Raw genomic sequence first — 9,866 nt, forward strand, 5'->3', positions numbered from 1 at the left:
TCTTGATATATTTCTCAAAGTTTTCATTAGTATCATCATTCATCTTAAATTATTACAGAATGTTTAGACTTGATTAGAAAAGGTGTATATACTCTTTCAAATCACCAAGGTAATACGTTTTAAACTATAAAAAAAGAGTAGATAACAAATATTGTCAAAAACATTGTTATCATACTCAAAAATTTTTAGACGGCTAATTTGTTATATCTTCTTTAGTTAAAAATATAAGTATTTTCTATTATATTAATTCTAATAATTGATTGACATTTTCTTCAGTTGTTGCCCAACTTGTAGCAAATCTTACGACGCGATGATTTTCATCGTATTTTTCCCAAACTGCGAACTTTACTTTTTGTTGTAATTGTTGAATTTTCTCTTCGCTTAATATGAAAAATTGTTGATTCGTAGGTGAGTCGAAATAGACTCTGTAACCTTTGTCAATAAACCCTTTTTTCATTTTATTGGCCATGTGAATCGCATGACGACTGATGTCAAAATATAAATTGTTTGTAAATAATTCTAAAAATTGAATACCAACTAATCGTCCTTTAGCTAATAATGCACCGTGTTGTTTAATGCGTGTAGTGAAGTGTTTTGGTTCATTATATTGCGTAAAGACAATTGCTTCACCGCACAATGCACCAACTTTTGTGCCACCGATATAAAAAATATCACAATACTTTGCAATATCTGTGATATCTACGTCAGTTGCGTCGCTCATTACGCCATAACCCAATCTAGCACCATCCATAAATAATGGTATTTGATGCTTACGACATACTTCTGACAAAGCTTGTAACTCACTTTTTGAATAGAGCGTACCATATTCTGTAGGATGTGATATATAAACCATTCCCGGAAAGGCCATATGTTCTTTTTTGAAATCACTATTAAATGTTTCCAAATATTGTTTCACTGATTCTGCTGTAATTTTTCCTTCGTTTGATTCTAACTCTATTACTTTGTGACCGCTGAATTCAATGGCTCCTCCTTCATGAACGGCAACATGTCCTGTATTGGCTGAAATCACAGCTTCGTACGGTTCTAATACTGTACTTATAACGACTTGATTGGTTTGTGTGCCACCAACTAAAAATCTTACAGTCGCATGTGGACAGTCAATAATTTCTCTAATTTTATCAGCTGCTTGTTGAGAAAATTGGTCGGCACCATAACCGGCTTCTTGCACCATATTTGTTTCTATAAGTCGTTGTAACACTTTTTCATGTGCACCCTCTAAATAATCGTTTTCAAATGAAATCATGAAATTCCCCCTTAAATTAACAGAACTTTCTGAAAATATAATATGACAATTATAGCGCATTTTTCGTTGGAAATAAATTAAATTTCGCAATTAAATAATTGTAAGCGCTTTAAAGTTGATGTTAAAAGATACAGTAGTTTGATATTTAAAACTAAAAAAGCTATTATTTAAATTAGTAAATAAATATGAATAATGAATATAAATGACGCTGAAAGAGGGAAAGATGAATTATGTTCTTAGGGGTAACGGGAAATTTAGGTATTATATTTACATTTTTGTTAATCATTGGCTTTATATTGAACTTGATTTTAGCATTTATTATTATCTTTTTAGAACTTAATAGACGAAGTGCTACGTCAACATGGGCATGGCTTTTTGTGCTGTTAGTATTGCCACTCATTGGCTTTGTTTTATATTTATTTTTTGGTCGAACTGTGTCAAAGCGTAAAATGGAAAAACATAATGGTAAGGAGCTTAATGCATTTAAGCAATTGATAGATGATCAGATAAAAAGTTTTGACAAACATAATTATGGTACTAGCAATGAACTAGTAACAACACATCATGATTTAGTTCGCATGTTGCTTATGAACCAAGATGGCTTTTTAACTGAAAATAATCAAGTGGATGTATTTACGGATGGGCATGAGTTGTTTGATCAAGTTATAGAAGATATATACAATGCTAAACACTACATTCATTTAGAATATTATACGTTTGAGTTAGATGGTTTAGGTAAACGTATTCTTGATGCTTTAGAAACGAAGTTAAAAGAAGGTTTAGAAGTAAAACTCCTTTATGATGATGTTGGTTCTAAAAAAGTTGGCTTATCTAAATTTAAGCAATTTAAAGCACTTGGAGGCGAAGTTGAAGCATTCTTTGCATCGAAGTTTCCATTAATTAATTTTAGAATGAATAATCGTAATCATCGTAAAATTATAGTCATAGATGGTCAAAAAGGCTATATTGGTGGTTTTAATATAGGAGATGATTATTTAGGATTGGGAAAATTAGGTTATTGGAGAGATACACATTTTAGAATTCAAGGTGATGCAGTTGATGCCTTGCAAGTAAGATTTATTTTAGATTGGAACTCTCAAGCACATCGTACTCAATTTGAATATGATAGTAAGTATTTTCCTAAAAAAGATTATGGAGATGGTCATACACCACTTCAAATTGTGGCAAGTAGTCCGGCAGAAGATTGGCATCAAATTGAATTTGGTTATACTAAAATGATTATGAGTGCTAAAAAATCGATTTACTTACAGACGCCTTATTTTATACCGGATAATGCTTATATTAATGCATTAAAAATGGCAGCGAGTACAGGGATAGAAGTGCATCTTATGATACCATGCAAACCGGATCATCCTTTTGTTTATTGGGCGACTTTTTCTAATGCGGCCGCTCTATTAGATAGTGGGGTGCATATTCATACCTATCAAAATGGCTTTATTCATTCAAAATTATGTATGATTGATGATGAAGTAGTGTCTGTAGGTACAGCTAATATGGATTACAGAAGTTTTGAACTTAATTTTGAAGTCAATGCCTTTGTATATGATAAAACGATTGCACAGCAATTAAAAAAAGCTTATCAAGAAGATATCAAAAAATCTAAATTGTTAACTAAAGAAAAATATAACCAACGTTCATTAAAAATAAAAATAAAAGAAGACATTGCAAAGCTCGTATCACCAATTTTATAACAAGTAGTTAAAGTATTGGAGTATTACCACCTATTGAAATATTTTCAGTAGGTGTTTTTTATGACAAATGTCATTCTAACATGATGACATTTGCATCTAATATCAAACGTCATTCCTTGTTATTGTTGTAATAGTCAAACAAGAGGTGATTTAGATGATTGAAGTAAAAGGTATAAAAAAACAATTTGGGAAAAAATTAGTGTTAAACGACATTAATTTGAAAATTCAAAATGGTAAATGTACGGCTTTTATCGGTAAAAATGGAGCGGGTAAATCAACATTGATTGATATTATTATTGGTAATTTAACTCCTAATGAAGGTCAAATTATAGATAAGTCAGAATTATTAGACCCATCAAAAATGGCTATTTTATTTCAAAAGACGCAATTTCCCAAAATGATAAAAGTGAAAGAGTTATTTTACTTACATCACGCATTATATCCACAAGCAATGTCACTTAAGGCATTTAAAGCATTAACATTATTTGACGATGCTCAGTTAAATCAAATGGCTAATAAACTATCGGGTGGACAGCAACGGTTGCTAGATTTTGCCCTTGCATTGGTAGGGCATCCGCAATTACTCATTCTTGATGAACCAACAGCAGCAATGGATATAGAGACTAGAGAATATTTTTGGCAGGTGATTCAACATCTCAAAGATCAAGGAACAACTATTTTATATACGTCACACTACATTGAAGAAGTAGAGCGGATGGCTGATCATATTGTCTTATTAAAAAATGGTGTTATTCAAATGAACGACACGTTATCACAAATTCGCCAACAAGATGCGATGACATTTATTTATATACCTAAAAAATATCAAAAACAGCTTCATATTAATGAAAAGATACAAGAAACAAAGCAACAGCACATCATTAAAATATGTACCAAAGATGTTTCGCGAACGCTACAAGATTTGCAACAACAGCAAGTAAATTTAAATGAGATTGAGATACATAAAGCATCATTACTTGAAATCATGTTTAAAGATAATCATTCAAAAGAGGTGGAAACATTATGACGATGACTTTATTAACAACGGAATTAAAAGTTCTTTTTAGAAAAAAAGTGTATCTAATTTTTTCGATTTTATTACCTTTATTCTTTTATCTTATTTTTACGTCAATTTTAGATTTACCTAAAGCTCAACAACAAGTGTTTAATAAAGAATATATGTATAGTATGGTAGTGTTTAGTTTATTGAACTTTTGTATGATGTCGTTTCCTTTAGATATGATAGAAGAACGTGCCAATGGATGGTATAAACGGTTAATGGTTACACCTATGTCAATATCACGTTATTACGGTGTAAAAGTTGTGCGAACGATGATACAATTTTTATTATCGATTGTTATCATTTTTGTCGTTGCACATTTCTCTAAAGACGTTACGATGAGTATTGCTGAGTGGATGTTATCAGGTATATTACTTTGGATTGGCGCAAGTTTATTTTTAACCTTTGGTCTTGTTATTGCCCAATTTGATGATACGCAAAAAGCAAGTAGTATAGCTAATATGATATGTATATTGCTTGCAATAGCAGGAGGACTTTGGTTCCCAACAACAACTTTCCCCGATTGGATGCAGCAAGTATCAAAGTGGATGCCAACCTACCATTTAAAAGCGATTGCATATGACTTAAGTAAAGGTAGCGGAATCAATGTACAATCATTTAGTATTATATTTATATATAGTATATTTGCCTTAATCATTGCATTGTGGATAAATCATAGAAAAGATGTGTCTTAAATGAAAGAACGTTCAGTAACTATATTTTTAGCAGAAAAAATAACGCCACTCATTTATTTGATATTTCCAATATTGGCTACGTTTTCAGATGATATAACACGATCTAAAGTTGAATATGTAAGCATTGTTATTGTATTTACTATCACATATATGATGATTATTTTTGGTTACACTAAGTGGCGAAATAATTGGCTTTTTATATTGTTTATTATACATTATGCGATTTTAATATATTTCGTATTTTGTAATACACCTATGAACACGTTATTTTTCTTTTTTAGTGCGTTTGCTTTGCCATTTATGTTAAAAGTAGGCATAAAATCTAAATTTTTTGTCTTATTTTGCATGGCGCTAGCAGCAGCTCTAATGATGCAATACTATATAGATCAAAGTCATATGTTTGTTTTATTAGTGTATTATTTAGTCATTTTAATGATGTGTCTAGGCAATATCCGAGCTGTTCATGAAAGACATTTAAAAGATCAATTAAATGCTAAAAATGAATATATTAATATGTTGATTACTGAACAAGAAAGAAATCGTATAGGTCAAGATTTGCATGATACACTAGGTCATGTGTTTGCAGGGATGACATTGAAAGCAGAACTAGCTACAAAATTAATTGACCAGCAACCAGAACAGGCAAAAGAAGAAATTGAAGCACTGGCAGATTTATCACGTCAAACATTGACTAAAGTTAGAGCAATTATCGAAGATTTAAAAACACAAACGTTTGATGAAGAGGTTCATGCTGTCGAACATGTATTAAAAGATGCGAATATTTCTTTTGATTTTTATAATGCTAATATTGCCAAGACGATGAGCCCTGTACGTCAATCTACATTAGCAATGATATTAAGAGAAGCAATAAATAATATTATTAAGCATGCGCATGCGACCAAAGTAGAAGGAAACTTAATAAACAAACAAGAGAAAATTATATTATGTGTATCGGATAATGGTCAAGGTATGCGACAACCAGAAACTGTTCGTTTAAATAGTATAGAACAACGTGTTGCATATTTAAAAGGAACATTAGTTATTCATTCTAGTAAACAACAAGGAACGACCATTGAAGTTCATATTCCAAGAGGTGAGCAACTATGATTTCAGTTATTGTAGCGGAAGACCAAACAATGTTAAGGCAAGCGATGGTTCAATTACTTAATATGAGCGATGATATTAAAGTGGTAGAACAATTTGGCGATGGCGCTTCTGCATTAAGATATATCCAAAAGCACAGTCCTCAAGTAGCTATATTGGATATTGAGATGCCTGAGATGACGGGGCTGGAAGTCCTTGCTAAAGTGAGAGAAGGAAACGATTCAACTAAGATTATTATCGTAACGACATTTAAAAGACCAGGTTATTTTGAAAAAGCGGTTGCGAATGATGTAGACGCATATGTGCTTAAAGAACGTTCTGTTGATGATTTGATTGGCACGATAAAAAAAGTAATAACAGGGGAAAAGGAATACAGTGCTTCACTCATGACATCAATGATTTCTAATATGAATCCACTCACACACAAAGAACAAATTGTCTTAAGAGAAATTGGGCTGGGCCTCAGCAGTAAAGAAATCGCAAATAAATTGTATTTGTCGGACGGAACAGTGAGAAATTATACATCAGCTATTATTGATAAGATGGAGGCGGACAATCGCTTTGAAGCTTGGAAAAAAGCGTTTGAAAAAGGTTGGGTTTAATTATTTTGTAACTACTTTTTGGTTGCTAGACATTTTATCAACATGTTCAGCCAAAAGTCTCAAAACGTGTGCTACTTTGTCAGGTGGTGTATCACTAGCTAACGTATGTTTAAATGTGTAGCCTTCTTGTGTTTTTACGCAGTATACAAGAGCATCAGTTTCAATAATAATATCCATAATTTCCATTTTAAACACCTCATATCCCATTTGAATTTAATCACAGTCTAAAAACTTAACTTTTAAAATATTTTTCGTAAGAAAGTTCGTCTTTTAGTATCTTTACTTATATATACCACATTTTGAATAAAAATAACATTATCAAACTTTAATCTACAATTTTAAATCAAAAAAATGCCTTCAAAAGCTTGAAATTAGCTTTTGAAGGCATTATAGAAGAAAAACTATTTGTTGCGTGATGATTATTTATTATTACGCTTATTTATGATGTTTTGGATAAGATAAACTAGAAAACCTACGAATACCCCTAGTAGTATAGCGACTACAATTGATACGATGATAGGTAATTTAAAAATGATTTGGAGAATAACTCCTACAATTATAGCAATGACAGCTCCAATGATGGTAACGAGGCTCTCATTTTGTTCGCTCATAATATTCACTCCCAACTTTCAATAATATTATATCATGCTTTAAATAGAAGTGAATGGAATAACAGTGTAATTTCATATTGACCTAGATGAAGTTAATTAGATATGATAATTGAGTAAATTTAAAATGAGGAGCAACTAATGAAATCCAAAAAGTCAAAATCAATTGTTATTTTTGTGGTCATAGTACTTATTGTCTTAGGTTTTCAATATATTAATCATACAGGACCTTTTCAATCTCTGTTATCACAATCTAAACAGCAATCATCTACTGATTTAAAAGGAAAGGAAAAAGTTCATATTATACGTGTAGTTGATGGTGATACCTTTGTAGCTCGTAATAGCAAAGGCCAGCAGCTTAAAATTCGTTTAATCGGCGTTGATACGCCTGAAACAGTGAAACCTAATACACCTGTACAGCCATACGGTAAAGAAGCATCGCATTTTAGTAAAAAGAACTTAACCAATAAAGATGTTTATCTGGAATATGATAAAGAAAAAAATGATCGCTATGGACGTGTTTTAGCATATGTTTGGCTGGATAAAGATACATTATTTAATGAGCTATTAGTAAAAGAAGGGTTAGCTAAAGAAAAATACTTTGCACCTAATGGAAAATATAGAGACGTCTTTATCAAAGCACAAAACGAGGCGCAAAAGAAAAAAATCAATCTTTGGAGTTAGAAAAAGCCAGGAATGCCCATCTGCTTATGTGATTGTGGTTACATCACTTTATGAGAGGTGCATTTCCGGCTTTTTAATTATTAATCAAAACTTTTTGCAATGGTTTCGACTTGTTCTTTAGTCAGTGGATGTTTTGACAACTCTATAGCATGTCCAATGACGGAGTTTAATGAAGATTTTGTAGAAACAGTATCTACATATTTTCCTCTTTCATCTGATCCTTCAATTATATTGACACTACCATCATTAAAGTACACAACACCAATACTTTGAATTTTGTGATTGAAGTGGTTTTCAATGCCGTCTTTTAATGTTTTAGAGTTCAGTGCTGCCTGTTGATAAGGATCTACGTCATAAAAATCAAAAATAACACGATTACTTTGTATTTTTTCAATAAACGTATATATTTCTTGACGTGTTGAATTAAATTGGCTGTGATACTGCTTGGCAATGTAATGTCCAATGACTTGATCAATTGAACTAAAGCTAGATAAATTTAATTCATCCTTTACAGATGCGTCAAAATGGTAAAATGTTTTTTGCTTCCAATTTTTGACATCGATATTGATTAGACCTACATCTGAGACAACGATAAAGTCAAATGTTCTTAAATACTCGAAGAATGGATGTTTTGTAGCTAATTTACTTGTCTGAATAATTTCGTAGTATTTTAGCTGGCCATTCTTTTTGAAACTTTCAAGTATTTCTTTGACTTCACGTTTTGCATTTTTCTTAGCATGTGTGCTGACATCGTTATTAGAACTTAACATTTGATTTTTGAGTTCAGTATTTTCATTACTGAGAATCGCGTTCTTAGAAGTGAGTTGATTTTTAGCGTATACTTCTGTATCAATTCTACTTTGCATGTAGCGATGATGTAGTATAGAAGCTAAAATGAGTATCACTAATAAAATAATAAGCACTATTGACAAGGTCATTATTTATCACCTTACTCTGTTTATTTTGTATTGTTATATCATTAAAATACTCCTGATTATTAAAGATATTTTAATCATACAAATACACTGTAAATTATATACAGTTTAATTTATTAATTCAATCAATGCGTAGACAAAATGTGTAGCTTATTAAATATCTAAAGTTCAAATTAAAGCCAAAGTAACTATATATATAATTATAGGTAAATATGAAGTAACATGCAGTTTACCAAAAGTTCACAATTCAAAAATTGAAAATGTAGTACGAGCAAGTTATAATTGAGTAATGAAAGCGTTTCCTAAGGAGGGGTCGAATGGCTAAATTACAGGATTACAAAGCTAAGGACTTAGTAAATATTTTACTTGATAACTGTCCACAAGCTTTTAAATTTCATGGAGAAGTAGCCATGCAATTATTTTTGAATAATCAATTTGATCTTCCTTCTATAGTTGATTTATGTGTAGAGCGTAAGTATTTAACAGAAGTGATTACAGCTTTGCCTAATGATATTAAATTAACATACTATAATAAAAACAATCATGTTTTAGATACGAGTCAACTTGTTATTACAGAGGTCGTTCATATTACTGTAATGAACAACACTAGTTTATTATTAAATATATTTATATATGATGTAGCGAATGGTGAATGGATTTTTAGATTAGATAATCATGTGAGATTGCCTCAAAATAATATTTATTTCCATTCTTTGACATGGAATGTGGATTATATTAAACCAGAAATTGTACTAATGTATGATTTTTTAGATAATCAAAATTATCACCAATCTTCTAGTTATAAAAAAGTATTAGATGCATTAAGCTATTATCAATTTGTTATTTTACAGACTGTAGTAGGCGAAGATAAAATTAAAAAATGTCTTAATGAGTAATCAAACAAAATAACATATCGGGAAATATCATTTGTAGGAATAAGTATTGAAGTTTCCATTGGTAGTGTAAGTTGAGTCATGTTATCATCTTCATACATAAGGCACCTCGTTAATTTAGTTTAGTGAAGTTTATTAAATGATACGAAAGTGCCTTATTTTTTTAAAGTATGTTGATGTAAAATTACATATAAATGCGACGTATTTTGGCGAGACTCTTGAGGGAACAGGACAAGCTGAAGCTGTCCCCAAAGAAAGCGAGCCAACAATACGACGTATTCAATAAAAAAGAAGCAGTCAGATGAGTTG

The 9,866-nt window shown here is 31.0% G+C and carries 11 protein-coding genes; 7 read left to right on the top strand and 4 right to left on the bottom strand.

All coding sequences use genetic code 11. The features are described 5' to 3' along the window. Nucleotides 1-238: 238 nt before the first annotated feature. The gene (locus HMPREF3267_RS01775; protein ID WP_002459231.1) at nucleotides 239-1,264 is read right to left on the bottom strand and encodes a threonine aldolase family protein; all 1,026 of its coding nucleotides are present in this window, start codon (nucleotides 1,262-1,264) and stop codon (nucleotides 239-241) included. A gap of 230 nt (nucleotides 1,265-1,494) precedes the next feature. Between HMPREF3267_RS01775 and cls the strand changes: the two genes are divergently transcribed. The 5 genes from cls (at nucleotide 1,495) to HMPREF3267_RS01800 (ending at nucleotide 6,437) form a co-directional block, all read left to right on the top strand. Further along, on the top strand, nucleotides 1,495-2,976 hold the full coding sequence (gene cls / locus HMPREF3267_RS01780; protein ID WP_062077584.1) for a cardiolipin synthase: 1,482 nt from the start codon (nucleotides 1,495-1,497) through the stop codon (nucleotides 2,974-2,976). 154 nt (nucleotides 2,977-3,130) lie between these two features. Beyond that, on the top strand, nucleotides 3,131-4,003 hold the full coding sequence (locus HMPREF3267_RS01785) for an ABC transporter ATP-binding protein (RefSeq protein WP_002459229.1): 873 nt from the start codon (nucleotides 3,131-3,133) through the stop codon (nucleotides 4,001-4,003). Continuing rightward, a complete protein-coding gene (locus tag HMPREF3267_RS01790; RefSeq protein ID WP_002459228.1) occupies nucleotides 4,000-4,731 on the top strand; it encodes an ABC transporter permease in 732 nt (243 codons plus the stop codon). The genes HMPREF3267_RS01785 and HMPREF3267_RS01790 overlap by 4 nt, the downstream gene beginning before the upstream one ends. Beyond that, nucleotides 4,732-5,838: a sensor histidine kinase gene (locus tag HMPREF3267_RS01795; protein ID WP_002459227.1), complete on the top strand. Its 1,107-nt coding sequence runs from the start codon at nucleotides 4,732-4,734 to the stop codon at nucleotides 5,836-5,838. After that, a complete protein-coding gene (locus HMPREF3267_RS01800) occupies nucleotides 5,835-6,437 on the top strand; it encodes a response regulator transcription factor (RefSeq protein WP_002459226.1) in 603 nt (200 codons plus the stop codon). Before HMPREF3267_RS01795 ends, HMPREF3267_RS01800 begins: the two co-directional genes overlap by 4 nt. Here HMPREF3267_RS01800 and HMPREF3267_RS01805 read toward each other — a convergent pair whose 3' ends face one another. Next, entirely contained in the window at nucleotides 6,438-6,623 is a 186-nt protein-coding gene (locus HMPREF3267_RS01805) for a hypothetical protein (protein WP_002478251.1), read from the bottom strand. It abuts the gene before it with no gap. Between the two features lie 233 nt (nucleotides 6,624-6,856). Next, a complete protein-coding gene (locus HMPREF3267_RS01810; protein ID WP_002459224.1) occupies nucleotides 6,857-7,048 on the bottom strand; it encodes a hypothetical protein in 192 nt (63 codons plus the stop codon). A gap of 138 nt (nucleotides 7,049-7,186) precedes the next feature. On the opposite strand from HMPREF3267_RS01810, the gene HMPREF3267_RS01815 reads away from it, so the two are divergent. Beyond that, nucleotides 7,187-7,729 (top strand): thermonuclease NucI, encoded by a 543-nt coding sequence (locus HMPREF3267_RS01815; protein WP_002459223.1) that lies wholly within the window; start codon nucleotides 7,187-7,189, stop codon nucleotides 7,727-7,729. Nucleotides 7,730-7,809: 80 nt separating this feature from the next. On the opposite strand, the gene HMPREF3267_RS01820 is transcribed toward HMPREF3267_RS01815, so the two are convergent. Continuing rightward, on the bottom strand, nucleotides 7,810-8,667 hold the full coding sequence (locus HMPREF3267_RS01820) for an NERD domain-containing protein (protein ID WP_062077588.1): 858 nt from the start codon (nucleotides 8,665-8,667) through the stop codon (nucleotides 7,810-7,812). Between the two features lie 314 nt (nucleotides 8,668-8,981). Between HMPREF3267_RS01820 and HMPREF3267_RS01825 the strand changes: the two genes are divergently transcribed. Continuing rightward, nucleotides 8,982-9,560, top strand: a complete 579-nt coding sequence (locus tag HMPREF3267_RS01825; protein ID WP_062077590.1) for a hypothetical protein — start codon at nucleotides 8,982-8,984, stop codon at nucleotides 9,558-9,560. The last annotated feature ends 306 nt before the right edge of the window (nucleotides 9,561-9,866 follow it).

Source organism: Staphylococcus sp. HMSC62D11 (assembly GCF_001839145.1).
Lineage (GTDB): Bacteria > Bacillota > Bacilli > Staphylococcales > Staphylococcaceae > Staphylococcus > Staphylococcus lugdunensis.